The sequence below is a fragment of the Bacillus sp. FSL K6-2861 genome, from assembly GCF_038630725.1.
Taxonomy (GTDB): Bacteria; Bacillota; Bacilli; order Bacillales; family Bacillaceae; genus Bacillus; species Bacillus velezensis.
In genome coordinates this window covers 408,143-432,546 of the sequence record NZ_CP152037.1, presented here as the reverse complement: position 1 = coordinate 432,546, position 24,404 = coordinate 408,143, and the positions used below count along the sequence as shown (strand labels likewise).

The window sequence follows — 24,404 nt, the reverse complement described above, 5'->3', positions numbered from 1 at the left end:
CGGCGGCCAGACGGGACCGCCGCTTTCAAGATGATTCATGTTTCGTATTCAGCGGAAGGCGGATTGTAAAGGTCGTGCCTTTTCCTTTTTCGCTGTCAATATCTATCGTGCCTTTGTGCATTTCGACGAGCTGCCTGACAATGGAAAGGCCGAGTCCGTATTCGCCGTATGCCGTATTCGTCCGGGACACGTCCGCCTTATAAAACCGCTCCCATATATGCTCAATTTCCTTTTTGGAGATGCCGATCCCGGTGTCTTCGATTTCAATCACCGTTTCTTTATAGCCTTCATACCCGCGCAGCGTGATGTCTCCCTTTTGCGTAAATTGAATGCTGTTTTTCGTGATGTTGACGAGAATCTGGATCAGCCTGTCATAATCTGCGAACACTTTGACGCCGTCCTCCACTTGAATCCGCAGCTGATTTTGTTTTTCCTCCGCCTGCTGATTGAGATGCTCTTTAATAATTTCAAACACCTCGATGAGCGGCAAACTGAGCTTGTCCAGTTTGATTTGCTGGGATCTGATTTTTTCATAATCCAGGTTTTCTTTCACGAGCCTGAGCATCCGCTTCGTTTCTTCGCTGATCAGCGAGAAGCATTTCTCTTTATCTTTTTCCGGGATGGTGTTGCTGTTAAGCCCCTCCACAAGTCCGTTAATGGTCGTCAAAGGCGTTCTCAGCTCATGGGAGACATCGGCGATAAATTGGCGCCTCCGTTTTTCAAGGCGGTCAATCTGCTCTCTCGATTGCTTCAGATTTTTGGCCATGATGTTGAAATCGGACGCCAGCATGCCGATTTCATCGCCGCCGCTGTTCTTGAGCGAAATATCGTAATCACCGGATGCCACTTTTCCGGTCGCATCCCGCAATGTCTGAATCCGCTTGACGTGAAATTTAGATAAAAGCCAGCTTAGCAGAATCGTGATGATAAGGGTGCTGATGATCGCGTAAATCATATAGCGGTTGACCTGGCTGATCATCTGCTCGACCCCTCTGACGGGAGACACGAGCAGCACCGCGCCTTTAAATTGATCGTTGATAAAAAGCGGCTTTGCGACGAGCGACACTTCTAAGCCTTCCGTATTAAAACGGTTCATCTCCGCTCTGATCTGAACGGTTTTCCCTTGCTTCAGCATGTGCCACTCTTTACTTTTCAGCTTCTCGCGCGGCGGCATATCGTCAGGAAAAAAGTAAGGCCGCTGATGTTCATCAAAAATAATAAACCTGGTCTCGCGCGTTTTTAACATGTCCTGATACGGATACAGGCGGCGCAGATCAAGATCGCGGCCGTTCAGCTCACTTGTGATCTGCTGCGCGTAAGAAGACAGCTCGTCCACTTTATTTTGATACGCAAAATCTTTCACAAAGTGCGAAAACAGGGAAATGATGATGAAAAAGGCCAAAATCAAAATGCTGACATGGCTTAACAGCAGCTGATATAAGTATTTAATCCTCATCAAATTTGTATCCTACCCCCCACACCGTGTATAAAAACGGTTTTTCCTCACTGGACAGTTTTTTGCGCAGCCGTTTAATATGAACATCAACCGTACGTTCATCGCCGTAAAATTGATAGCCCCACACCTGCTCAAGCAGCTGCTCTCTCGAAAAAACCTGGCGCGGGTTTTGTGCGAGATAAAAGAGCAGATCGAATTCCTTCGGCGTCAGATTCTCGACAGGTTTTCCGTGCAGAAACACTTCCCGCGTCTTCTTATTGATTGAAAAACACGCCGTTTCGATCAAGTCGTCGCTTTTTACGGCCTGCCCCGTCGCCCGGTATCTTCTGATCACCGCTTTAATCCGCGCTACTAGTGTCAGCGGACTGAACGGCTTGGTGACATAGTCGTCCGCCCCCATTTCAAACCCGATCACCTGATCAGACTCCGTGTCCTTTGCGGTCAGCATAATAATCGGCACACTGCTCGTCTCTCTTATTTTCCGGCAGATCGTCACTCCGTCCATGGATGGAAGCATAATGTCCAGAATGACCAAATCCCAGTCCTCTTCCGTGAACCGCTGATAGCCTTCCACTCCGTCATGGACAAATTCGGCTTCAAATCCTTCTTTAAAAAAGAACATTTCCGTCATGGTGCATACGCTTATATTGTCTTCTATCATTAATATCTTCATTGGTTCCTCCGCTTATCTTCACGCTTTTTCTTATAATAGCACCATTTTACCCGGGTGTTTTCGGGTTTCACAATTGTTAGTTTTTATTTCATCACCCGGAAATAGTTTGTTCATATTTTTTTCATACATTTCTCCTACTATATACATATCGAATGGCCGGTGCTAAAGAAGGCCGGTTTTACAAGATCTGACACCCACACGGAGGAACAGACATGAACTTTATAAAAAGAGCCTTTTGGAGCATGAAGGCAAAAAAGGGAAAAACATTTTTGCAGCTGGTTGTGTTTTCAGTGATTTGCATTTTTGTCCTGTCCGGTCTTACGATCCAGTCAGCGGCAAAGAAATCAAGCGAACTGGCAAGGCAGCAGCTCGGCGGGAGCGTCACACTCCAGGCTGACCGCCAAAAGCAAATGGCGCAGCAGCAAAAAGACGGTGAAAAGAGGACGTTTGAATCAACGCCGATTTCCGTCTCAGATGCCAAGAAGCTTACATCTTTACAGCATGTTAAAAATTACAACTTCCTCACGACAGCGTCAGCAAATGCAGAAAGCTTTGATGCGATAAAAAGCTCAGGCGAATCAGCCGATAACAGTTCCGGCGCCGGCCGTTTTCAAGGCGGCGGAAGACAGATGATTTCAGCTGATATCTCGATCGAAGGCGTGCTCTCTACGGCATTGCTTGATGATTTCACAGGCGGGAGCTCAAAAATCACTGACGGACGCGCCATCATAAAAACAGATGCGGACGCAAAAGTCGCCGTGATTAATGAAACGCTGGCAGATCAAAACAAGCTGAAGGTCGGCGGCTCCATTACCGTTTCCTCAGCAGCGGATGATTCTGTGAAAACGAAGCTTAAAATTGTGGGAATCTATAAAACAACATCATCAGGAGACGATCAGGCACAGCATTTTTCATTCTTAAATCCTGACAATAAAATCTATACGCCTTACACTGCCGCGGCGGCGTTAAAAGGGTCTGATAACAAAAACAAAATCAGCTCAGCCGTTTATTATATGGATGATGCCAAATATATTGACTCATTCGTTGCGGCTGCGAAAAAAACATCTATAGATGATAAAACCTACGCGCTGACGACAAATGATCAGGTGTATCAGCAAATGGTCGGCCCGATTGAAAATGTCGCGTCATTTTCTAAAAACGTGGTATACCTTGTATCCATCGCGGGCGCGGTCATTCTCGGGTTGATCGTGATGATGTCGATCAGGGAACGCAAGTATGAAATGGGTGTCTTGATGGCGATCGGCGAAAAGCGCTGGAAGCTCATCGGACAATTCTTAACGGAAATTCTGGTTGTCGCCGTTATTGCCATCGGGATCGCATCCCTCACGGGCAGCCTTGTGGCGAATCAGCTCGGAAATCAGCTTCTTTCCCAGCAGGTCAGCTCAGCCGATGATTCACAGCAGCAAACAAGCGGCTGGGGCGGAGGAGAAATGCCGCGGGGAGGCGGCATGTTCGGTCAGCATTCATCCGGCGCGGATGTCATCAGTACAATGCAGGTAAACGTCTCGCTGAATGACCTTCTGATTCTCGGCGGCATCGGCGTCGCAATTGCCGTCATCGCCACATTACTGCCGTCTGTATCAGTCATGCGGCTTCACCCTAAAACGATCCTGACCAAGCAGGAATAAGAGGAGGCAGCATAATGAGCCTATTAACCTTTCAACAGACCGGCTACTGGTACCAAGACAAATCACAGCCGCTGTTTCAGGATATAACGATCAGCTTTGAAAAAGGGAAGCTTTATACAATTGTCGGCGCCTCCGGAACGGGGAAAACAACGTTTCTGTCTCTGGCGGGCGGCCTTGACACACCTAAAGAGGGAAGCATCCTTTATAACGGAAAAGACATCTCCAAAATTGGATTAACCAAATTCAGAAATCAATATGTCTCTATCTTCTTTCAATCTTATCATCTGATCCCGTATATGACAGCGCTCCAGAATGTCACAACGGCGATGGAGATCACCGGCTCTAAGGAGAACAACAAAGATGCGTTCGCGCTCAGCATGCTGAAAAAAGTCGGCATCACCGAACAGCAGGCCCGTCAGCGGGTGCTGACATTAAGCGGCGGACAGCAGCAGCGCGTTTCAATTGCGCGGGCTTTCTGCTGTGACACGGATTTGATTTGCGCGGACGAGCCGACGGGAAATCTCGACGAGGATACGTCAAAGGAAATCGTCCGGCTCTTTCAGGATCTGGCGCATAAAGACGGCAAATGCGTCATCATGGTTACGCACGACGAACAAATTGCCAAAGTTTCGGATATCAACATCCGCTTATCAAGAGGAAGTTTCACGGTTAAAGAAAACGGCACGGCCGTTTCCTGATACCGCGCCCCTGCCAGCGCAGACAGGGGCGCACCCTATATCCCCCAATTCAATAGAAGTGAACGTAAAAAGAGCGAGGGTTGCATGGAACTGACCCCATAATATGAGACAAACAAAAAACACCTTCAAGTTTGAAAACGGACCGTTGTTATCCGAAATAAAACTTGGAGGTGTTTTTCTATGGGGACAAGAGTGAGTTATCCGGTTGAAGTCAAACAGAAGGCTGTAGGAATGAGATTGGCGGGCGTGCCTATGAAAGAGATCATGCAGGAATTGAATATCAAAAATAAGACTCAGGTTCAGACATGGGTTAGATGGCATAAGGCTGGGGATACCCACCGATTCGAACAGCCTGTTGGAAAGCAATATACTTATGGAAAGGGTCCGGAGTATTCTTCTGAATTAGAGAAACTCCAGGCAGAGAATCGTTATCTGAGACAACAGAATGAAGTGTTAAAAAAGTACAACGAATTGGAAAGGAAGCTGATAGGGAAACGACAATCAAACTGGTAGAAGAATTGCGCAAGACGATGACGGTACAGGACATCTGTGTCCATTTAGATATTTCACGCACTTCATATTATAGATGGAGAAAGAATCTGACTAAGAGTAATCCTAAGATACGACTGGAGAAACAAATCGGCACGTTGTGCCGAGAACACAAGTATCGATATGGATATCGAAAAATCACAGCCATACTAAAAAAGAGAATAAGTATTAATCATAAATCTGTTCAACGTATTATGCAGAAAAATCAATGGCAGTGTCGGGTTAAGATGAAAAAGCGTAAAAAAAGTGGGCAGCCATATTCTGTGGTCGATAATATATTGGATCGGAACTTTCAGTCTGATCGCCCTCTTGAAAAACTGGTAACGGACATCACATATTTGCCTTATGGACAGAAACAATTGTACCTTTCCAGTATATTGGATTTATACAATGGAGAAGTGATTGCTTTTACGATTGGAGATAAGCAGGACACAGACTTTGTCTTAGACACACTTGATCAGCTGCCAACACTTCCTGAAAACTGCGTGTTACATAGTGACCAAGGTTCTGTTTATACATCTTATGAGTATCAGAAAGCTGTTAAAACAAAAGGCATTACCATGAGCATGTCCCGCAAAGGGACGCCCGCTGATAATGCCTCCATCGAATCGTTTCATTCCTCACTAAAGTCTGAAACGTTCTATCTTAACAGCATTGATCGAACTACGACCGCCATCGTAGAACGCACTGCCATAGAATACATTCATTATTATAACAATATTCGTATTCAAACGAAACTAAACAGCCAATCGCCGATACAATATCGGCAATTGGCTGTATGAAGGTGTTTTGATCCCTGTCTCAAAAACGGGGGTCAGTCCCCATCCCCTCGCTCTTTTTATTTATATCAGCTGTAAATAACGGTCCATATTTGATTGTCCGGCTGCTTTGATCAATTCTTCCGCCTTTTTCTCTTCTCCCGGCAAAGCGAGCCGGAGTTTGTCTTCAATGTCTTTTTCAGAAAGACCGTTTCCCGGCGCTCCCTTCGGACAGTCGATACGTGTTTCATAGACATGACCGCCGGAAGCCGTGACCCGTACAATTGTAAAACGGCCCTTCGGAACGGCGTTTTCAGCCGGCTGAATTTGGTCATCGCAGCTGCGGTGAATCCGCTCAAATCCTTTTTGAAGGGATTCCGGAATCGGCTCGGATGTGAAATGTTCAACTGAAAAATCCTTACCGTACAAAGCTAAGGTGATCACATATTCCACGCTGAATCTTCCCGCTTCGCCTGTTTTCGGACGCCGTTCTGTCAATGCAGCGTCCCCGCCCGGCGGATAAATCACGTCGATCCGTTCCGTTTGGCCGAAAGTGAGACCATGTTCGGCCTTCAGCTTGAGAATGGCGTCCGCCGCATGATGAGCCGCCGAGCAAAACGGATAAACCTTAAACCAAAGTCCCGGGCCCACAATCCGCCAAGGTTTTCCCCACCTGTTTACAAGGAGGGTTTCTGCCCGTTCAAGATCGCCGTACAGTCCGAAAAAACCTTTCTCCCCGTCGAGCGCATGAGCTGAGCCGCCGAAACCGGCCATTGCAAGCTGCACGGCGAACAATCCGGCTTGAGCGGCCAGTCCGGCGTGGAGCGGCTTCATTTCTGTCCCGAATTGCACTCTCATGCCTCCGGAGCGGGCAGCCGCAAACCCGATTGCTTTCTGCAATTGGGTTTGATTCAGATTCTCCGCGAATCCGACGGCGCATGCGGCCGCAATGGCACCTAACGTTCCTGTATTGTGCCAGCCTTTCTCGTAATGATGCCTTCCAGCTGACTCGCCGAGCCGCGCCATCACTTCAATTCCCGTCACATAAGCACCGAGAAAACGGCTTTTGTCTATACGGCCGGCTGATGCGGCTGCAATCAAAGCCGGGAGGATGACTGCGCTCGGATGTCCTCTTACATCAGAATGAACATCGTCAAAATCAAGCGCATGTGCGATGAATCCGTTAATGAGCGCGGATTGGGACGGCGTGGTTTTTTGATTTCTGCCGATAAGCGGCGCTATCGGCACCCCGCCTTCTTCTTCGGCCAGTTTTACCAGCTTTTCAACTCCTTTATCCCGTCTCCCCGCAAAAGCTGCCGCTGTAAAATCAAGCAGTCCTTTGCGCGCTTCTTTCATCGCTTCAGCGGATGTTTCCGGCACAGACGACATGACGGCCTGAGCAAGTCCGGCCGTCAGATTTTCCGTATTCATTCCGTCTGCTCCAATACGTTGACGGCAAGCCGGGCGAAAAACTCAGCCGCTGCCGGGAGCGCTTTTTCGTCGAGTGTGAAGGCGGGATGGTGCCATTCTTCTGTTCCGTTTGTTCCCATCCAGACGAAGAAGCCGGGGATTTTTTCTTGATATAATGCAAAGTCTTCACCGCCGGGCGACTGTTCTGCCCGAACGGTCTGAAGCCCGAGGCTTTCAGCCGTTTGTTCCGCCGCCTGGATGAAACGGGCGTCGTTCATCACTGACGGAAGGTAAGGATACCAGCGGAAATCAGCCTCTGCCCCGAATCCGGCCGCGATTCCTTCGGCAACCCGCTTCATATGTTTCGGAACAGCGTCACGCGCTTCTTTTTGAAACGTCCGGACGGTGCCTTCCATTTCAACATGGTCCGGGATGACATTCCAAGAGCTGCCGCCTTGAACTCTTGTGATGCTGACGACGGCATTATAAAGCGAGCTGATATTTCTGCTGACAACTGATTGCAGGCCGCCGATGATCTGTCCTGCCGCCTGAATCGGATCAATGCTGTTATCAGGGATTCCGGCGTGGCCGCCTTTTCCTTTAACAGTGATTTCAAAGCGGTCGACACTCGCCATCAGCGGGCCTTCTTTCAGACCGACCGTGCCGACGGGGAGGTCAGGTTTGTTATGCATGCCGAATATCGCCGATACACCGTCAAGCGCGCCGGCTTCAATGACCTGTCTTGCTCCGGCGGCGATTTCTTCCGCGGGCTGAAAAATAAACCGCACCGTTCCTTTCAGCTCATGCTTTCTCTCATTTAATAAAAAAGCCGTGCCGAGAATAGATGCCGTATGGAAATCATGGCCGCAGGCGTGCATCACGCCGCTGTTGCGCGAAGCAAACGGAAGGTTTGTTTTCTCTTCGATCGGCAGTGCGTCGATGTCCGCTCTGACGGCGATGACGGGGCCGCTTTTGTCTCCTTTGATTTCAGCGATCACTCCGGTTTGAAGTTTCGGCATATCAAGAACCGTGATTCCTTCTTCCTCCAGCCAGCGGCGGATTTTATTCGTCGTTTCGAATTCCTCGCCTGACAGCTCAGGGTGTTCATGAAGGTCGCGGCGGATATTGATTAAACGTTTGTTTAATGATTCATACGTTTCATTTGCCATTTCTTCTTCTTCCCTTCTTAGACAAGTTCGGCGGGCTCTCCCACTTGCTTAATGAATTTTTTCGTCCGTTCGTTCTGCGGATTGTCAAACAGCTCTTCCGGCGTTCCCTGTTCAACGATGCGTCCGTCCGCCATAAATATGACCTTGTCGGCCACTTCACGAGCAAAAGCCATCTCATGCGTGACGATGATCATGGTTGTCTGTTTTTCGGCAATTGATTTGATGACTTGGAGCACCCCGGCTACAAGCTCAGGGTCAAGGGCCGAAGTCGGTTCATCCAGTAAAATCGCGTGAGGATCAACGGCCAAGGCACGCGCAATCCCGATCCGCTGCTGCTGCCCGCCTGACATCGTAATCGGGTAGCTGTCCGCTTTGTGTTCTAAACCGACTTGCCGCAGCAGATCCATACCGATCTGTTCCGCTTCTTTTTTCGGTTTCTTTTGCGCGGTGATCAGCGCCTCTGTCACATTTTGCAGGGCGGTTTTGTTTTTGAACAGGTTGTAATTCTGAAACACCATCGCCGTCTGCTGGCGAAGCTTATGAACGTCTTTGCGCGAATAGGACGCTGCATTCAGCTTTGCATCACCGATTTCAATGATTCCGTCATCCGGGCGCTCCAGCAGATTCAAACAACGGAGGAGCGTTGATTTTCCCGAGCCTGACGGGCCGATGATGGCCGTGACTTCGCCGCTTTTGATCTCAAGATCGATCCCGTCAAGTACGGTAAGGTCTTTAAATGCTTTTCGAATATGTCTGACTTGTATCATCCTGAGCCTCCTCCTATGTGCGATAAGGCTTGCTGATCGCCCGTTCGAGCAGATCCTGCAGCACACTGTAAATAATCGTAAGAATCCAGTACATGACCGCGACGGCTAAATACGTCTCAAAATATTTGAGGTTGCCTGATGCGTACATTTTTCCTTGGGCGAACATTTCCATCACTCCTAATGTAAAGGCGAGCGATGTTTCTTTTAACAGGCCGATAAACGTATTTCCCGTCGCGGGAAGCGCGTTTCTGACGGCTTGCGGGAAAATGATCCGTCTGTACGCCTGGGATTTTGTCATTCCGACAGACAGACAGGCTTCAAGCTGCCCCTCATCTACTGAGTTGAGCGCCGCGCGGAAGATTTCAGCCAAGTAGGCGGCATTCTTCAGGCTTAACCCGATAATCGCCGCAGTTAACGCCGTCATCTTGCTCATTCCGGGAAACAGCTGAGGCAGGCCGTAATAAATTAAGAAAAGCTGGACGAGCGTCGGCACGCCCCGGAAAAATGAAATATACACCTTTGACAGCTGGTGAAGCACAGGAACACGATTTTTTGTGATAAGCGCTAATATAAGGCCGCCGATCACGGCAAATACCATGGCTGCGACGGCCATTAGTAATGTGATCGGCAAGGCTTCGATTAACGCGGGAAAAGCTGAAAACATAAATCCCCAATCAATGCTGTTCATTCTCGATTTTCACCGCCGTTTCTTAATGCTTTGCTTCTGTTGTGATATCTTCTTTAAAGTACTTTTCAGACAGCTTTTTCAGCGTGCCGTCTTTTCGCAGGTCTTCAATGGCTTTGTTTACTTTTTTGCGGATTTTATCGTGAGCCGCATCTTTCGCAAACGGGAAAGCGACTTTTTCATAGACAATCGGGTCTCCTGCTAATTTCAGAGGCAGACCGGTCTTTTTGATCTGGGCGATCAGGACGCTGCGGCTGTTTACATAAGCGTCAACCCGTCCGTAAGCCACGTCTTTCAGCGTGCCTTCTTGTGTTTCATACGTTTTCATGTTGATTTTTTTATCCGGGTCCTTGCTCTCAAGGTTTTTCGCGTGGTTTGAGCCCAGAACGGCCGCCACTGTTTTTCCTTTTAGATCGTTGACTGATTTGATGTCTTTGTTATCGTTTTTGACGACGATTTGAGTGCCCGCATATGAATACGGTTCTGTGAAGTTATACGTTTTCTTGCGTTCGTCCGTGACAGCGACCTGGTTAGAGATGGTGTCGAGTTTGCCGGTCTGGAGCTCTCCCATCAGTCCGCTGAATTCAAGCAGCTTCCAGTCCAGTTTCATGTTGATTTTTTTCGCGACGGCTTCCATGACATCCACGTCAAAGCCGGTCAGCTTGCCGTTTTCTTTATATGCGAACGGATAGCTTTGTCCCGTGGCGCCTACATGCAGTACGTTATCGCCGCCTTCGCTTTCTTTTCCGTTTCCGCATGCTGATAAGACCGCCAAAAGTGCGGCAGACAGCAGCAAAGCCCATGTTTTCTTCTTCATTGAAATCCCGCCTTTTCCTATTAAAATGTTAATCCTGCAATTGTTTTTTCAAATAAATGGTGATGTGCCCTTTTCCTAAGTCCTTTTCGCCTGCACGGACGTAGCCTTTCCGCTCGTACATGCCGATCAGCCACGGATGCTTATCCGCTGTGCCCAGTGACACGAAAGGCGCTTTTAATGTGTCGCGGAGCACTGTATTCTCCAGCCACTCCAGCATGTCTGAGCCCGTCCCTTTTTTTCCGGTTTCAGGATCGACGGCGAACCACCAAATATGAGGAACACCGTACGGCCCGGGATTCGGCCCCCACGGCATCCGCAGAGAAATCGTCGCCAGAATCCGGCCGTCTTCCTCCAAAACGTAACAGGCGTTTTTCTGTATGTTAGTTAATACGAGTTCTTTATCCGCCGTGGCAGCGGCAAAGTTGATGCCGAGCTTTCGGATCGGTTCATACGCCCGCAGTGTCAGTGAAAGCAGCTCATCAGCGTCTGCCTCCGTTGCGAGCCGGTATTGTCTTAACATGATGAGCCCTCCTTTAGTCGGCATATCGGTTTGCCGGTTTTTCCAGTCCGAAATGTTCTCTGAGCGTCGTTCCTTCATACTCTTTTCTGAACACGCCCCGTTCTTGTAAAATCGGAATCACTTTGTCTACAAAAAGAGTGAGACCTTCAGGCAAAAGCGGCGGCATGATGTTGAAGCCGTCACAAGCTTGTTTTCCGACCCATTCTTCCATCTTATCGGCAAGCTGTTCCGGCGTTCCGACAAAGATATGATGGCCTCTTGAACCCGCCACATATTTGTACAGCTCGCGGATGGTCATGTTATCGCGTTTGGCCATCTCCTGAACGAGCTTGAAGCGGCTTTTAACGGCATTCGACGCATCCGCATCCAATTCAGGCAGCGGGCCGTCAAGCGGGCAGGCGGAAAGATCGACGCCGCCCAGATAGTTTTGCAGAATGTTCAGGCCGACAGACGGAATGATGAGGTCTTGGAGCTCTTCATATTTTGCCTGCGCTTCTTCTTCGGTATCGGCGATAACGGGAAAAATTCCCGGCATGATCGCGATTTTTTCAGGATCACGGCCGAAAGAAGCCGCTTGTTCTTTAATAGATTGATAGAATTCCTGCGCGGATTCCAAATGATTTTGCGCGGTGAAAATGACCTCCGCCGTTTTGGCGGCCAGCGCTTTTCCGTCTCCTGATGATCCGGCCTGAATAATGACCGGGCGCCCTTGAGGTGTGCGGGCGACATTTAACGGCCCTCTCACGGAGAAATATGTTCCTTTATGGTTCAATTCATGCATTTTGCCTTTATCGAAAAATGCTCCTGATTCTTTGTCACGGATAAAGGCGTCTTCCTCCCACGAATCCCATAATCCTTTGACGACTTCAACGAATTCTTCCGCGCGCTGATATCTGAGATGGTGCTCAAGATGCTTTTCGCCGCTGAAATTAAGCGCGGTCGATTCAATCGAAGATGTGACGACATTCCAGCCCGCGCGGCCGTTGGAAAGATGATCAAGTGATGCAAATTGTCTCGCGATATGGAACGGTTCGCTGTATGTGGTAGACGCGGTCGCCGTCAGACCGATGCGGGATGTGACCTGAGCGAGCGCCGACAGAAGCGTAAACGGCTCAAAGCGCGTCAGCACATTCGGATGTGATTTGCCGTCTATTGATAAACTGTCCGCCAAGAACAGCATGTCCAATTTCCCCCGCTCCGCTGTTTTCGCCAGTTCTTTGAAATAATCCAAATTCATGCTCGCGTCCGCCGGTGCCTGAGGATGTCTCCAAGAAGCGACATGATGGCCGGTGCCCGCGAGAAACACACCGAGTTTGATTTCTTTTTTCTTTGTCATGATGGATCTCCTTCTATTCTGAAATACGGTTCGGAACTTATTAACACCACTAAACCTATATTTCCTAGTAATTTTATAAGAATAAATCAAAATGTACAATTGTCAGGCAAGTTTGTCAATGCATTAAGACAAAAATCATGATTTTAAAATAACCCGGCGCACCGGCCGGGTTATTTCTTCGAAACTGTATAGACGGTCCCTTTGACCTTTTTCTTAATAACGGCAATGATAAGCAGCAAAACGGGGAACAGCACTTGAAACGGAAGATGAATATAGATCGGCACAATGTTTAAGCCTTCATTCATATGTTCCGAAAAATTGCTTGCGATGCTGATGGAGAGAATCAGCACCCCCAATCCGACCGGGAAGGCCAGCTGGGACGGATTTTTTTCTTTAAACAGCGTGGACACGCCCACGACAACCGCATATGTAAAAAGGCTGACTTTGAAAAAACCGCCGATGACGAGCACGAGCATGAAAAAGACATCCAGCCGGTCTAAAAACTCTTCCACTTTAATTGTCTGTATGGTGCTCAGCAGCGGAAATTGAGAGCGGAGCATTAAGTTGACGTCCAGCACACAAATATTAATCGCCACTGACATTGCCAAAAACAGCCCGCTGATGATAATCGCCAGAAATCCGGTTTTCTTCACCTTTTTCCGATCTTTTAAATAAGGGAAAATCATGACAAACACGATTAATTCACCGAACGGGATGAACATCGTCTGTTTAAACACGGAATAAATGACCGTTCCTGCACCCTCCGCTAAAACGGGCTGGAGAAATCTGAGGTTTATCGTGCCTGAGCTGATAATGAGGATCAGCCCGACGGCTGTCAGGAAATACATAATGCCAAACAGCAGCTCGCCGGCTCTCGCTATCACTTCAATTCCCTTTCTGACCGCAAATATCGCGGCGATCATCAGCATGGCATTCACAATTAAAATCGGCGTGTCCTGATAGGCGAAGGTGACAAGCATTTCGCCGAAATCCCGCAATACGCGGGCGGCGATATAAGCAAAATAGAGAATATAAAGAAGGGAGACCGCCCAGCTCAGATGTCTGCCGATCAGTTCGTTCATGTAATCTCTCGGAGAAGACTCAGGAAAAAATTGATACAGCGCCTGATAAACGTAGAAAAGTCCGAGACCGATAACGCACCCGAGAAGCACGGACAGCCATGCATCCCGCCCGGCCATCGTGCCCGGCGGGATCAATAACGAACTGCCCAATTCAAACAAAATGATCATAATAAACAGCTGACGCGTGCCGATTTTCGCATTTTCCATACGCTTCGCTCCTTTCTCCTCAAATCAATCATGCTCAAGCTTGTCTGAGAGAGGATTATTCCGCAAGCCCGTTCTTCTGATAATGACTTCCGTTTTGACATCTACGGGGAGATTGGGGAAATATTCTTCATCCCACTTCCCTTTGAACTTTTTCCATTTGTCCGGATGCTTCCGATAGATCAGGTCTCCGAAGCCGACGAAGTCATTCTTATGGGCTTTTATATCTTCAATCGATTTGGTGATATCTTTCTCAAGCTGCACGCTGAGCGCCTTTTGCATCGTCATCAGCACTTGCGGATCAGACAGATGGAAAGGGTATCTGACAGCGTCCACCAGCCCCTCGACCTGAGCATGCACGTGAATATGCGGTTTTCCGTTCGGAAAAGTGGCCGTCACCTTTGTATTCTGACGGGTGACCTGCAGACTGATTGCATGCTTCACGTTCTTCCAATCCGCATTGATGAACGTATGCTTGATCCTATTGAGCAGCCATACAGCCCCCACACTGTCGTCATCCTCAATCCAGTAATCCAGCCTCCCATCCTTTTTGAACACCGCCAGTCCGTCCGCTGACAGCACTGCTTTCGGTTCAGTTGTCTGCGTATTTTCCATCGTAGGACCGGCTTTATCGTCTCCGTGCATTTCATAACCAGGAATAAACGGCGACCCGGCCGGAGAAGCGAGATCAATCAGAACGTCCTGAAGGCTGGTTTTAATGACTCTGCCGTATTGTTCCTGCGTGAAGCTGAGCGTCTTGTTCACTTTATTGGAAGGGATTTTATCAATCGGCGTCAGCACTTTAATAATGTCTTCAGCCTTGCAATTATGCGCGATCACAACGGTTGCGGTCGTCCTGAATTCGGTGTCGCGGTCAAGATTGTCCAGAATAAAACTGAGCCCTTCCTCTTTCGCCAGTTTTTCACTGAACACCACGAGATTCGTATGCGCAAAATAGAGCCTTCTGGACACTTTCATCGAGCCTTTTCTCAAAGCTTCCGTCATATTGTCTCCGGACACCGAATAGACGGAAACCGGAGGCCGGTCTCCCGCTCCGCCGCCCTGCAGACCGCCGGCCACGTTTCCCGGATTGATAATTTGCAAGTGAAGGACGTATTTTCCCGTTTCGGTTCGGTCAATACCGATGGCGGAGATCACCGCTAGATCGGTCAGCTCCCTTTTATCCCAGCATCCGGATACAAACATAAGGGAAACCATCGTACAAAGGATAAGCATCCATTTACGTCTTTTCATTACCGTCGCCCTCTTCTACATCTTTATTAACCATTCCTCTGGATGTCTCCGGTTTCGGTCTTTGATGTTCCCCTTGGCGCCTGTTGTTTTCCTGCACGAGCAGTCCCGGCCTTTTTTCATCCGCCCATAACGGAGCTCGGAGAAGGGAATCCTTCAGCCCGCCCGGGGTTAAAGGAGCGAGCGGGGACATATACGGAAATCCGAATGAACGCAGGCCGCACAGATGGACAAACATCATGATAATGCCCAGAATCAGCCCGTAAAATCCCATGACCGCCGCCGACAGAATAAAGAGAAACCGGATCAGGCGCGCAGATATCGCCATGTCAAAAGCCGGGGTCGCAAAGCTGGCAATCGCCGTCAGGGCGACGACGATAACCATGGCCGGGGAGACGATGCCGGCCTGTACGGCGGCCTGGCCGATGACAAGCGCTCCGACTATGGAAACGGCGGAGCCGACAACTCTCGGAAGCCGGACACCCGCCTCCCTGAGAATCTCAAAGGCCACTTCCATCGTCAGCGCTTCAATCACGGCCGGGAACGGCACCGTCTCCCGCTGAGCCGCGATGACAATCAGCAGCTGCGTCGGAATCATTTCCTGGTGAAAGGTCGTCGCCGCCACATAAATCCCCGGCGCCACCAGTGAAATGAAGAAGATCAAAACCCGCAGCACCCTGATGCTGGTGGCGATATCAAATCGTGAATAATAATCCTCAACGGATTGAAAAAATTGAATAAATAAGGCCGGCGCGATGAGAACGAACGGCGTTCCGTCCACGATAATCGCAAATCGTCCTTCCAGCAGATTCCCCGCCACGACGTCCGGCCGCTCCGTATGATATACGGTGGGAAACACAGAAAACGGCGCGTCTTCAATGAGCTGTTCAATGTATCCGGATTCCAGAATGCTGTCGATGTCAATGTGCTTCAGCCGCTTGCGGACTTCCTTAATCAGCTTTTTATCGCAAATTCCGTTAATATACATCAGCGCGACATCCGTATTCGTTTCGTGTCCGATCTCCATTTTTTCAACCCATACATCAGGCGTTTTTACATACCTGCGGATCATGGAAATATTGGTTTGCAGAGATTCAGTGAATCCCTGCCGCGGGCCGCGGAAAGAGACCTGAGTGCTCGGTTCTTGAATGGACCGGTGCTCTCCCCCTTCCGTGCTGGCGATCAGCGCCTTGTCAGCCCCGTCGACAAAAATGAGCGTGCTGCCCGCCACCAGCCCGGCATAAAGACTTTTCCATTTTTCTGCCTCTTTCACCCCGCCGATCGCAAGCGTTTTGTCGTATATCAGGCAGACCGCTTGTTCCGGCTGAACAGACGGGATGTCGATTAAATCCTCCAGAAGGGATTGGCTGACGAGCTGTTCGTCTACCAAACCGGCGATATACACAATTGCAGCCGGAAGCTCTTCTTTTCCGATTTTCAGCCGGCGGATGACGACATCGGCACTGTTGCCGAACCTCTCAGACAGCTTCTTCATATTTTGCTTTAAGCTGAGGGAGATCGGCTCATCCCGCTCTTTGTCCGGCTGGCTGTCCGCTTCTTTTCTGCCTTCATTGTCACGGTCGTTTTGATCGGCTTTTTTTTGTTTCTTCTGCTTAAAAAATGGCGGCATATCGCAAAAAACCTTTCCTCGTTTTTTTCATATTCTTCCTGTACGGCAAAAGATTATGCACGGCGGAAAGTCTGTATAAGTTCTGCGTAATCGAAAAGGATAAAAAGGGAGAGTGATGCGCATGAAAATATTGGGGGTTTCATTTTTTTTGCTGGCTGCCTGTCTGATCATTTCAGTAACGATAGATATGCTGCAAGGTTTCAGTTTCTATGGAGCGGTCCAAAACAACCTGTCCGCTTTTAAATTGACCACCTTCTCAGAATGGCTGATGCTGTTTTTATTCGCCCTCTTTTTAATCAGAGAAATGATCGTTTTATATAAATCAGGTAAAAAAGATGCCTGACAGGCGCACGGCTGTATTGTGTCAAAAAAGAACACATCCCTCCTTCTTTCGGAGTTCATGTGTTCTTTTTATTTTTCCGATGCAGATTGTTTTCAGATGACGATATTTCCGCTGTCCGTATCTGTCGCGTGTTTCACAATGACGCCTTTGATAATGCGGTTGCCGATGATTTTAGTACTTGCGGAGGAATTGGTTTGGATGGCGGAAGCAGAAGCGGCGGAAAGGTTGTTGATGGTATTTCCCGACACGAGGGAATTTGAGGATCCGTTCAGATAGATGCCGATCGGGCTGCCCGCCGTTCGGTTGATCGTGAGCGTATTGTCTATGACTTCATGCGTGCCTGAATTCAGATACACGGTAACGATAAGCGGTGATGATTCAAAACGGTTGCTGATGACAGAGGTTCCCGAGGATGTTGAACTGAAAATGGGATAGTTTTTGTAGCTTTTGAAGAGATTTCCCTTGATGACAGCCCTGGCGTCATTTGTCACAGATACGGCATAGGACTCCGCGACGCCCTGATACGCATTCGGAATCAGCGTATTTCCTTCAATAACGGCATTTCCGCCTGTGACCCATATGCCCCGGCTGAACGATTTCAGCACATTTTGTTTTACGGTGATATTGCCGGCCGACATGCTGATTCCGTCCGTTACCTGATTCAGAGTATTATTCATAAAGACGGCGTTTTCCGACAGCGTCGCCCGCATCCCCGTGCTTCGTCTCGTTTCGGAACGTCCGTTTTCAATGACATTGCCGTCAACGGTCACATCTTCCGCCTGATAGACGGAAATGCCCGTATTTTCAAATTGACTGATTTTGTTATGGGTGACGAGGACGCTTTTTCCCCTTACATCTATTCCGGTGGAAAAACCGGTAATCAGATTGTTGGAAATGACGGCATTGCTGCTGTCCTGTCCCTGTGACACACCTTGTCCGGCGACTGCGGTCCTTGAGCCGCCGTCTGACCGAAAGAAGATATTCCCCGAAATGACGGTATGTGCCCCATACCCGTAGCTGATTGTGTTATCGGAATGATTTCCTTCAATTAACACATTATATCCGTTAAAGTTGGTGACTGAGCTTACGGCGTTTCCGGAAAAGAAGTTGTTGCGGACCGTAATATGAAGAGCTTCTTCATAATCAATATCGCCTTCTCCGTACGATTCAATATCGATTCCGAATTTCGGAGCCGTTCCGTTCCCTTGCCCGGCGTCTTCAATCACGCATTCTTCCACCGTAACGGTATTGCAGCCGGTGATTGAAATGTTGTTTCGCCTTGACTGCCTGATCTCACAGCGGCGGATGGTCACCTGTTCTGAAGTTTCGTAATCACTGTTTGTTTTTAACCCGAGCGGGCTGACAATAATGCCGTCTCCCGTAAAATCCGAAATCTTCACATTTTCGATCAGCACATTGCTGCTGCCTTCAATACAGATTCCAAACCCCCATTCATGGGTCGAACGCAAAGGGACATTGGTATACGTGTGTTCATCCCGTTCCCCGATAATCCGGCCGCCGGTGATGGTGACATTTTCACGCCTGCCTATATAGAAAGCCGAGTAGCCCCAGGAGCTGTTCGGCGCCACTTTAATCGTGCATTCCGGATCTAAAACGATGGTGAGATGGCTCGGCACGTTAATCCCGGCGTTCCGAAACGGCTGGCTGCTGTCCCCGCCAAGCGTGCCGTTGATTTTATAGGTTCCCGGCGGAAAAAACACCGTATGACAGCCTTCGCTGACGGCCTTGGCCAAGCATTGGTTGATGGCGCCCGTCACATCGGTTTTTCCGTCTGCCGCCACACCGCAATCCGTAATATCCAATATACGATTCGGCAAGTGATAATCTCCTCCTTCCTCTCTTATTGTCATCTTATTCCGCCATATCCCGCTCCGCCTGTACATACTTTAAATTTTATTAAAAAAGTTTATAAAGATAGTTTAGTCAGATAATATAACAAAATAAGTCATTGGAATCAGGAAAATTCGTCTATATTCAACGTTTTAATATCTTTTCATTCTGGAATTTTTTGAATTCAGTATAAATTATATTGACACAAGTATTATATAAGAATATGATTTTTGTAATACACTTTTTTAAGAAAGGGTTGGCTCAGGTGGCATCTATTGATAAGGACTCTATAACAGAAACTGTGCCGCAACGAGGCTTTTTCGGTCATCCCCGCGGCTTGTTCACACTGTTTTTCACCGAATTTTGGGAGCGTTTCTCCTACTATGGTATGAGAGCCATATTGCTTTACTATTTATATACGGAAGTCGCTCATGGCGGTCTCGGCTTTGATAAAACGACCGCAGTTGCCATCATGTCCATATACGGGTCTCTCGTATACATGTCGAGCGTCATCGGCGGATGGCTGGCCGACCGGGTATTCGGCACGGCAAACACCGTATTTTACGGCGGAATTTTAATTATGTTCGGGCACATCGCTCTTGCCTTCCCTGGCAGCACGGCAGCGTTTTTTACCAGCATGGCTCTGATCATTATCGGAACCGGCCTGCTTAAACCAAACGTATCCAGCGTTGTCGGAGATTTATATACGAAGGAAGACGAGCGCCGCGACTCAGGTTTCAGCATCTTTTACATGGGGATCAACCTCGGCGGATTGCTTGCGCCGCTAATTGTCGGAACACTCGGACAGAAGTACAACTACCACTTAGGCTTCGGATGCGCCGCGGCCGGTATGTTCCTCGGACTGATTGTTTTCGCTCTTACGAGAAAGAAATACCTCGGCAAAGCAGGCTCCAATGTACCGAATCCGATTTCTAAATCATCAGTGATCGGCACGGGAATCGGAGTGGTCATCGCAGCAGCCGTTATCATCGTTCTGATTCAAACCGGCTGGCTGACGATCCAGCGTGTGATTGATACCGTCAGTATCCTCGGCATTGTCATTCCGGTTATTTACTTTATCGTGATGTTCACGAGCAAAAAAGCGACGAAAACGGAAAAATCACGGCTTGCGGCTTATGTTCCGCTGTTTGTTGCAGCGGCAATGTTCTGGGCGATTCAGGAGCAGGGCGCGACGATTCTTGCTTTATATGCGGATCAGCGCACGAGACTTTCCTTTGCGGGCATGCATCTTGAGTCTTCATGGTTCCAGTCTCTGAACCCATTATTCATCGTTATTTTCGCGCCGGTCTTCGCCTGGATCTGGATGAAGCTCGGCAAACGCCAGCCTTCAACACCGATTAAATTCGCGATCGGCATTATCCTTGCCGGATTATCATTTTTAGTCATGGTGCTTCCGGTTATGGGCGGAAGCGGCGAGCTTGTGAGCCCGCTTTGGCTTGTGCTCAGCTTCCTTTTGGTTGTGCTTGGTGAGCTTTGCCTTTCACCGGTCGGTTTATCCGTCACAACGAAACTTGCGCCTGCCGCTTTCTCAGCGCAGACGATGAGCATGTGGTTTTTAACAAACGCCTGCGGTCAAGCCCTGAACGCAAAAGTAGTCGGTTTGTTTGATAAGATTTCTGAAGCGGCCTACTTCGGCTCAATCGGTCTTGTTTCGATCATTCTCGGTATTATTTTGATTCTTCTGTCTCCCGTTATTAAACGGGCGATGAAAGGCGTTCAATAACAGATAAAGAAAAGCCTGCGGAATCGTCCGCAGGCTTTTTTGATGCGTCTATTGTTTTAACTCCTCAAGTGTTTCTCTCCATCTCTTCAAGACATCTTCCGGTTCGTGGAGCTGGATGGCCGGTCCGGATGTCAGATCCGCGTATTTCGCCCGATCTTCCTTGACGGTGATCACGCGGCAGCTGAACCGTTCCCGCTCGTGTTTCGCCTCTTTCAGCGGCGGAAGCGCCTCACATTCCAATGTGACGTAATATGCGGCTCCTCCGTGCCAGGCGATGAAAAGAGCTTGTCCCGAATGCAGAAGGCTGCTTACGGTCGTCGTGTTTTTCCATAAGGCGAGCCGGAGATTTGTTCTGCTCACGGCCACGATTTCACCGGCGCTGATCATGGCCGCGTGCGGACGGCCTTCTTTTGTCACGGATTGGAGCACAAATGCGTCGTGCTGCTTTTTTTCAAGCTCCGTCCCGTCTAAAAGTGTGTAAAGCGCCTCCGGCAAGTGCTCCGTCAGCATTACGCTTTTCTTTCCGGAACAGCGGGAACATGTGCGGCCGTCTCCGTTTCTTTCGGATCGATTTTAAATGCCGGGTTGAATGCCGCCGGATTCGTGATGCTTTCCGGTTCACAGGATCTCCATGTGAAAAAGCAGGTTTGGCATTGGTAAATTTCCCAAGCGCCTTTGACCGGCGATTGGCTGACGGTTTCTCCTTTTTTCGATTCACAGCGCGGGCATGTTTTCATTGCAACCTCATCCTTTCTTATTGATTCATTAAGTCCATCAGTTTTTGTTCCCACTCTTTCGTTGTCAGCGGAGAATCAAGCGGCTGAGAATAATGGCCTCTTGTTTCCGGCGCGGCGGGCGTCGTGGCGTCAAGAATCATTTTGTGTGTCATCCCTGCCGGATCAGACCCCGGGTCAAGCGGAAGGACGGACAGGTCAGGAATGATGACTGCATCGTGTTTCGGATGCATTTTCGTTGAGAGCGCCCACATGACTTGCGGCAGGTTAAACGGATCGACATCCTCATCCACGACAATGACCATTTTGCAGTAGCCGAGTCCGTGCGGCGTGGTCAGGGCGCGCATGCCGACCGCCTTGGCAAATCCGCCGTAGCGCGTTTTCGTTGAAATGATGGCGATCAGGCCGTGCGTATACATCGCGTTCACGGCGACAATCTCGTTCGGATAAGCTTCCTTGAGCTGCTGGTAAAGCGGCACGCACGTATTAATGCCGATCATATAATCGCACTCCGTCCACGGCATGCCTAAGTATAAATGTTCAAAAATCGGATTGTTTCTATGATATACCCGTTTGATTTTGATCACCGGCATGCTGCGGCCGCCTGAATAATGGCCCGTGAACTCACCGAAAGGTCCTTCGTATTCCCGTTCTCCCGCAAGGATCTCTCCTTCCAGAACGACTTCAGCGCCCCAAGGGATGTCTAAATCAGACAGTTTAGATTTGACGATTCTGTAGGGCTCCCCTTGAATCGCGCCGGCCATTTCATACTCGGATTGATCGTATAACAGCGGAGTTGAAGCAGCTGTCGTAATCACCGGCTCACAGCCGAGCGCGATCGTAACGGGAAGATTCACGCCGCGTTCTTCAGCTTGGCGAAGATGAATCGCAATATCATGCTGAGGCACGGGCTGAATGCCGAGGCGGTCTTTTCCCTTTACCTGCATTCTGTAAATGCCGACATTCTGCTTGCCGAAATTGTCCGGATCTTCAAGATCGCGGGAAATGACGCACGCTTTATCCAAATAATAGCCGCCGTCCCCCTGGTTGATTCTGAATAGCGGAAGGATGTCAAATAGATTGATATCTTCCGTTATTTCATTTTCATGAAACGGCGCGGTTTCTTCCCGTTTGACCGGCACCGGAAATGCATCGTACCGTTTGGCGAACTCAAAGAATTGTTCTTTAACAGGCGTATCTTTCGGCATGCCGAGCATCATTGCGTGATTCGGCCACGAGCCGATGACATTCAGAGCCACCTGCGCATGGTGATGTCCGTAAATATTGTTAAACAAAAGCGCAGGGGTTTTATCCCCGAGATTGCTGGCTGCACGCGCAGCGGCGCCCAGATCCGGCTCCGGTTTTACCTCTTCGTTGACTGTTAAGAGCTGCCCTTCTTTTTCAAGAGCGGCGAGAAATTCCCTAAAATCCTGATAGGCCATTATCAGATTCCTCCTTTTTGTTTTTCAATTCCGTACCACCGTTTCGCTTCCGGCAGACGGATGCCGAACTGATCGAGCGTCCGGAACACAATATGGTCGATCAATTCATCCATGTCAGCCGGCTTGTTATAAAATGCAGGCATCGGCGGAAGAATGACGGAACCCATTTTTGTAAGCGCTAGCATATTTTCTAAATGAATTTGGCTGAGCGGCGTTTCTCTTGTCAGCAGCACAAGTTTTTTCCGCTCCTTCAAGATGACGTCAGCCGCCCTTGTCAGCAGATTATCAGCCATTCCGGTGCGGATGCTTGCCAGTGATTTCATGCTGCACGGAGCGATGATCATCCCGTCCGTTTCAAACGAGCCGCTTGAAATCGCCGCGGCTTGGTCTTTGTGAGAATACGTATAGGATGCGAGTTTCTCGACATCTTTTAACGTATAATCGGTTTCATGTGTAATGGTGACATTTGCCCAAGGAGACACGACAAGATGGGTTTCGATCTCCGCGGCTTTTAAATATTCTAAAAGCCTGATCCCAAATATGGCTCCCGTTGCCCCGGTCATTCCGATGACGAGCTTCATATCGACCCCTCCTTTACGCTTGAAATGTGGTGTCAAAACCATCATACTCCTGATATATCCATATGAAAAATATTCGTTAAATCTATGTATCATACCTTAAAGGTATAAAAGAAAGGAGCGCGTTCTCATGGATATCCGGCAATTGCGTTATTTCATCACCATTGCCCAAGAGCAGAAAATCACGACGGCCGCCAAAAAGCTTCATATGGCACAGCCGCCTTTAAGCAGACAGCTGAAACAGCTCGAAGAAGAATTGGGCGTCATTCTGTTTGACCGCAATAAAAAGAAACACATGACCCTTACATATGAAGGAAATGTCTTTTTGAAAAGAGCGAAAGAGATTCTTCATAAGTTTGAGGATGCCATTATCGAGGTACAAGAGCTGAAGGAGGAGGTGGCCGGGACACTTGCCGTCGGGTCAACCATTTACTGCGCCGCGCTCATGCTTGAGAAAGTGTCACAGATGAAAGAGCGGTTTCCGCATCTCACCTTTAACATTTGGGAAGATGAGCCTGTCTCACTGCTCGAGCTTCTGGAAACCCGGCAGATTGACGCCGCCGTCACCACCACCTTGATTAAAAACGACGGCATTGAATCGAAGGAGCTTGAAGACATTCCGTGTGTATTGGTGCTGTCCGAGCATTCAAAACGACTGTGCGGTGAAACGATTAAACTGAATGACATCGCCTCTTTGCCTTTGATCCTTTTGCGCACCGTCAATGGAAGAGGTGTGTATGACCAAGTCCTCCAAGTTTGTGAACAGTACGGTCTCGACCTTCAGGTTGTCTGTGAATGCCATGACTCCGCGACGCTCTTGAGCCTCGTATCATCAGGGTTCGGCGCCACAATTCTGCCTTTGACGATGATTCCCGTCCATATGCGCTCGCATGTCAAAACGGTTATCATCGAAGACAACCCGTTTGTCATGACACCGGCCGTCATCTGGAGAAAAGACAGCTATCTGCCGAAGCCGGTCAGACAGTTTTTGGAATTATTTTGATCCGGAACACGAAGAATTCCCGCTTATGAAAACCAATTACTTGACTCATACTAAA

Annotated in this window: 23 protein-coding genes; 6 read left to right on the top strand and 17 right to left on the bottom strand. The window is 48.9% G+C overall.

The annotated features are described in order from the left end of the window. Positions 1-25: 25 nt before the first annotated feature. Together NYE62_RS02025 and NYE62_RS02020 are read right to left on the bottom strand one after the other, a co-directional pair. Complete coding sequence (locus tag NYE62_RS02025; protein ID WP_179288762.1) at positions 26-1,459, bottom strand: HAMP domain-containing sensor histidine kinase; 1,434 nt, start codon at positions 1,457-1,459, stop codon at positions 26-28. Beyond that, on the bottom strand, positions 1,446-2,129 hold the full coding sequence (locus NYE62_RS02020) for a response regulator transcription factor (protein ID WP_007410267.1): 684 nt from the start codon (positions 2,127-2,129) through the stop codon (positions 1,446-1,448). Before NYE62_RS02020 ends, NYE62_RS02025 begins: the two co-directional genes overlap by 14 nt. Positions 2,130-2,341: 212 nt before the next feature. On the opposite strand from NYE62_RS02020, the gene NYE62_RS02015 reads away from it, so the two are divergent. From NYE62_RS02015 to NYE62_RS02005, 3 genes are all read left to right on the top strand, one after another. Continuing rightward, positions 2,342-3,778: an ABC transporter permease gene (locus NYE62_RS02015; protein ID WP_094032072.1), complete on the top strand. Its 1,437-nt coding sequence runs from the start codon at positions 2,342-2,344 to the stop codon at positions 3,776-3,778. A 14-nt stretch (positions 3,779-3,792) separates the two neighbouring features. Continuing rightward, on the top strand, positions 3,793-4,476 hold the full coding sequence (locus NYE62_RS02010; RefSeq protein ID WP_342497198.1) for an ABC transporter ATP-binding protein: 684 nt from the start codon (positions 3,793-3,795) through the stop codon (positions 4,474-4,476). Between the two features lie 180 nt (positions 4,477-4,656). Beyond that, positions 4,657-5,807 (top strand): IS3 family transposase gene (locus NYE62_RS02005; protein ID WP_222835235.1). Its coding sequence is split into 2 segments (ribosomal slippage): positions 4,657-4,930 and positions 4,930-5,807, totalling 1,152 coding nucleotides; the frame shifts between segments, so codons are not numbered across the junction. 60 nt (positions 5,808-5,867) lie between these two features. On the opposite strand, the gene NYE62_RS02000 is transcribed toward NYE62_RS02005, so the two are convergent. The 10 genes from NYE62_RS02000 to gerKA form a co-directional block, all read right to left on the bottom strand. Further along, positions 5,868-7,214, bottom strand: coding sequence for an MmgE/PrpD family protein (locus NYE62_RS02000; RefSeq protein ID WP_342497197.1), 1,347 nt, complete (start codon positions 7,212-7,214; stop codon positions 5,868-5,870). Beyond that, complete coding sequence (locus NYE62_RS01995) at positions 7,211-8,362, bottom strand: M20 peptidase aminoacylase family protein (protein WP_144664500.1); 1,152 nt, start codon at positions 8,360-8,362, stop codon at positions 7,211-7,213. Before NYE62_RS01995 ends, NYE62_RS02000 begins: the two co-directional genes overlap by 4 nt. 17 nt (positions 8,363-8,379) lie before the next feature. After that, complete coding sequence (locus NYE62_RS01990) at positions 8,380-9,129, bottom strand: amino acid ABC transporter ATP-binding protein (protein ID WP_094032068.1); 750 nt, start codon at positions 9,127-9,129, stop codon at positions 8,380-8,382. 13 nt (positions 9,130-9,142) lie between these two features. Further along, on the bottom strand, positions 9,143-9,817 hold the full coding sequence (locus tag NYE62_RS01985; RefSeq protein ID WP_007410261.1) for an amino acid ABC transporter permease: 675 nt from the start codon (positions 9,815-9,817) through the stop codon (positions 9,143-9,145). A gap of 22 nt (positions 9,818-9,839) precedes the next feature. Then, complete coding sequence (locus NYE62_RS01980) at positions 9,840-10,631, bottom strand: amino acid ABC transporter substrate-binding protein (protein WP_012116791.1); 792 nt, start codon at positions 10,629-10,631, stop codon at positions 9,840-9,842. 28 nt (positions 10,632-10,659) lie between these two features. Next, positions 10,660-11,151, bottom strand: coding sequence for a GNAT family N-acetyltransferase (locus tag NYE62_RS01975; RefSeq protein ID WP_144664498.1), 492 nt, complete (start codon positions 11,149-11,151; stop codon positions 10,660-10,662). A gap of 13 nt (positions 11,152-11,164) precedes the next feature. Continuing rightward, on the bottom strand, positions 11,165-12,490 hold the full coding sequence (locus tag NYE62_RS01970; RefSeq protein ID WP_094032085.1) for an LLM class flavin-dependent oxidoreductase: 1,326 nt from the start codon (positions 12,488-12,490) through the stop codon (positions 11,165-11,167). 167 nt (positions 12,491-12,657) lie between these two features. Then, positions 12,658-13,776 carry a GerAB/ArcD/ProY family transporter gene (locus NYE62_RS01965; RefSeq protein WP_012116790.1) on the bottom strand — a complete coding sequence of 373 codons (1,119 nt, stop codon included), beginning with the start codon at positions 13,774-13,776 and terminating at the stop codon, positions 12,658-12,660. Positions 13,777-13,800: 24 nt separating this feature from the next. After that, positions 13,801-15,027 carry a Ger(x)C family spore germination protein gene (locus tag NYE62_RS01960; protein ID WP_020955315.1) on the bottom strand — a complete coding sequence of 409 codons (1,227 nt, stop codon included), beginning with the start codon at positions 15,025-15,027 and terminating at the stop codon, positions 13,801-13,803. Further along, the gene (gene gerKA, locus NYE62_RS01955; protein WP_039252803.1) at positions 15,014-16,654 is read right to left on the bottom strand and encodes a spore germination protein GerKA; all 1,641 of its coding nucleotides are present in this window, start codon (positions 16,652-16,654) and stop codon (positions 15,014-15,016) included. Before gerKA ends, NYE62_RS01960 begins: the two co-directional genes overlap by 14 nt. A 121-nt stretch (positions 16,655-16,775) precedes the next feature. Between gerKA and NYE62_RS01950 the strand changes: the two genes are divergently transcribed. Further along, a complete protein-coding gene (locus NYE62_RS01950) occupies positions 16,776-16,997 on the top strand; it encodes a hypothetical protein (RefSeq protein WP_007410254.1) in 222 nt (73 codons plus the stop codon). A 92-nt stretch (positions 16,998-17,089) separates the two neighbouring features. Here the strand turns inward: NYE62_RS01950 and NYE62_RS01945 are convergent, their stop codons facing one another. Beyond that, positions 17,090-18,835 carry a right-handed parallel beta-helix repeat-containing protein gene (locus NYE62_RS01945; protein WP_342497196.1) on the bottom strand — a complete coding sequence of 582 codons (1,746 nt, stop codon included), beginning with the start codon at positions 18,833-18,835 and terminating at the stop codon, positions 17,090-17,092. Positions 18,836-19,113: 278 nt separating this feature from the next. Between NYE62_RS01945 and NYE62_RS01940 the strand changes: the two genes are divergently transcribed. After that, positions 19,114-20,592, top strand: a complete 1,479-nt coding sequence (locus NYE62_RS01940; RefSeq protein ID WP_012116786.1) for a peptide MFS transporter — start codon at positions 19,114-19,116, stop codon at positions 20,590-20,592. Between the two features lie 48 nt (positions 20,593-20,640). Here NYE62_RS01940 and NYE62_RS01935 read toward each other — a convergent pair whose 3' ends face one another. From NYE62_RS01935 to NYE62_RS01920, 4 genes are read right to left on the bottom strand one after another with little or no spacing between them, the layout of a single operon-like run. Then, complete coding sequence (locus tag NYE62_RS01935; RefSeq protein ID WP_007410251.1) at positions 20,641-21,102, bottom strand: hypothetical protein; 462 nt, start codon at positions 21,100-21,102, stop codon at positions 20,641-20,643. Continuing rightward, positions 21,102-21,329 carry a non-oxidative hydroxyarylic acid decarboxylases subunit D gene (locus NYE62_RS01930; RefSeq protein WP_007410250.1) on the bottom strand — a complete coding sequence of 76 codons (228 nt, stop codon included), beginning with the start codon at positions 21,327-21,329 and terminating at the stop codon, positions 21,102-21,104. Before NYE62_RS01930 ends, NYE62_RS01935 begins: the two co-directional genes overlap by 1 nt. A 17-nt stretch (positions 21,330-21,346) precedes the next feature. Beyond that, on the bottom strand, positions 21,347-22,768 hold the full coding sequence (bsdC, locus tag NYE62_RS01925) for a phenolic acid decarboxylase BsdC (RefSeq protein ID WP_007410249.1): 1,422 nt from the start codon (positions 22,766-22,768) through the stop codon (positions 21,347-21,349). 2 nt (positions 22,769-22,770) lie between these two features. Continuing rightward, a complete protein-coding gene (locus NYE62_RS01920) occupies positions 22,771-23,385 on the bottom strand; it encodes a non-oxidative hydroxyarylic acid decarboxylases subunit B (RefSeq protein WP_094032062.1) in 615 nt (204 codons plus the stop codon). Positions 23,386-23,476: 91 nt separating this feature from the next. Between NYE62_RS01920 and NYE62_RS01915 the strand changes: the two genes are divergently transcribed. Beyond that, positions 23,477-24,349: a LysR family transcriptional regulator gene (locus NYE62_RS01915; RefSeq protein WP_015416796.1), complete on the top strand. Its 873-nt coding sequence runs from the start codon at positions 23,477-23,479 to the stop codon at positions 24,347-24,349. The last annotated feature ends 55 nt before the right edge of the window (positions 24,350-24,404 follow it).

Excerpts from the sequence above, each read along its gene's own strand:
- NYE62_RS02020 (WP_007410267.1), bottom strand. The coding sequence starts at position 2,129 with ATGAAGATATTAATGATAGAAGACAATATAAGCGTATGCACCATGACG.
- NYE62_RS02015 (WP_094032072.1), top strand. The coding sequence starts at position 2,342 with ATGAACTTTATAAAAAGAGCCTTTTGGAGCATGAAGGCAAAAAAGGGA.
- NYE62_RS02010 (WP_342497198.1), top strand. The coding sequence starts at position 3,793 with ATGAGCCTATTAACCTTTCAACAGACCGGCTACTGGTACCAAGACAAA.
- NYE62_RS02000 (WP_342497197.1), bottom strand. The coding sequence starts at position 7,214 with ATGAATACGGAAAATCTGACGGCCGGACTTGCTCAGGCCGTCATGTCG.
- NYE62_RS01995 (WP_144664500.1), bottom strand. The coding sequence starts at position 8,362 with ATGGCAAATGAAACGTATGAATCATTAAACAAACGTTTAATCAATATC.
- NYE62_RS01990 (WP_094032068.1), bottom strand. The coding sequence starts at position 9,129 with ATGATACAAGTCAGACATATTCGAAAAGCATTTAAAGACCTTACCGTA.
- NYE62_RS01985 (WP_007410261.1), bottom strand. The coding sequence starts at position 9,817 with ATGAACAGCATTGATTGGGGATTTATGTTTTCAGCTTTTCCCGCGTTA.
- NYE62_RS01980 (WP_012116791.1), bottom strand. The coding sequence starts at position 10,631 with ATGAAGAAGAAAACATGGGCTTTGCTGCTGTCTGCCGCACTTTTGGCG.
- NYE62_RS01975 (WP_144664498.1), bottom strand. The coding sequence starts at position 11,151 with ATGTTAAGACAATACCGGCTCGCAACGGAGGCAGACGCTGATGAGCTG.
- NYE62_RS01965 (WP_012116790.1), bottom strand. The coding sequence starts at position 13,776 with ATGGAAAATGCGAAAATCGGCACGCGTCAGCTGTTTATTATGATCATT.
- NYE62_RS01960 (WP_020955315.1), bottom strand. The coding sequence starts at position 15,027 with ATGAAAAGACGTAAATGGATGCTTATCCTTTGTACGATGGTTTCCCTT.
- gerKA (WP_039252803.1), bottom strand. The coding sequence starts at position 16,654 with ATGCCGCCATTTTTTAAGCAGAAGAAACAAAAAAAAGCCGATCAAAAC.
- NYE62_RS01950 (WP_007410254.1), top strand. The coding sequence starts at position 16,776 with ATGAAAATATTGGGGGTTTCATTTTTTTTGCTGGCTGCCTGTCTGATC.
- NYE62_RS01935 (WP_007410251.1), bottom strand. The coding sequence starts at position 21,102 with ATGCTGACGGAGCACTTGCCGGAGGCGCTTTACACACTTTTAGACGGG.
- NYE62_RS01930 (WP_007410250.1), bottom strand. The coding sequence starts at position 21,329 with ATGAAAACATGCCCGCGCTGTGAATCGAAAAAAGGAGAAACCGTCAGC.
- bsdC (WP_007410249.1), bottom strand. The coding sequence starts at position 22,768 with ATGGCCTATCAGGATTTTAGGGAATTTCTCGCCGCTCTTGAAAAAGAA.
- NYE62_RS01915 (WP_015416796.1), top strand. The coding sequence starts at position 23,477 with ATGGATATCCGGCAATTGCGTTATTTCATCACCATTGCCCAAGAGCAG.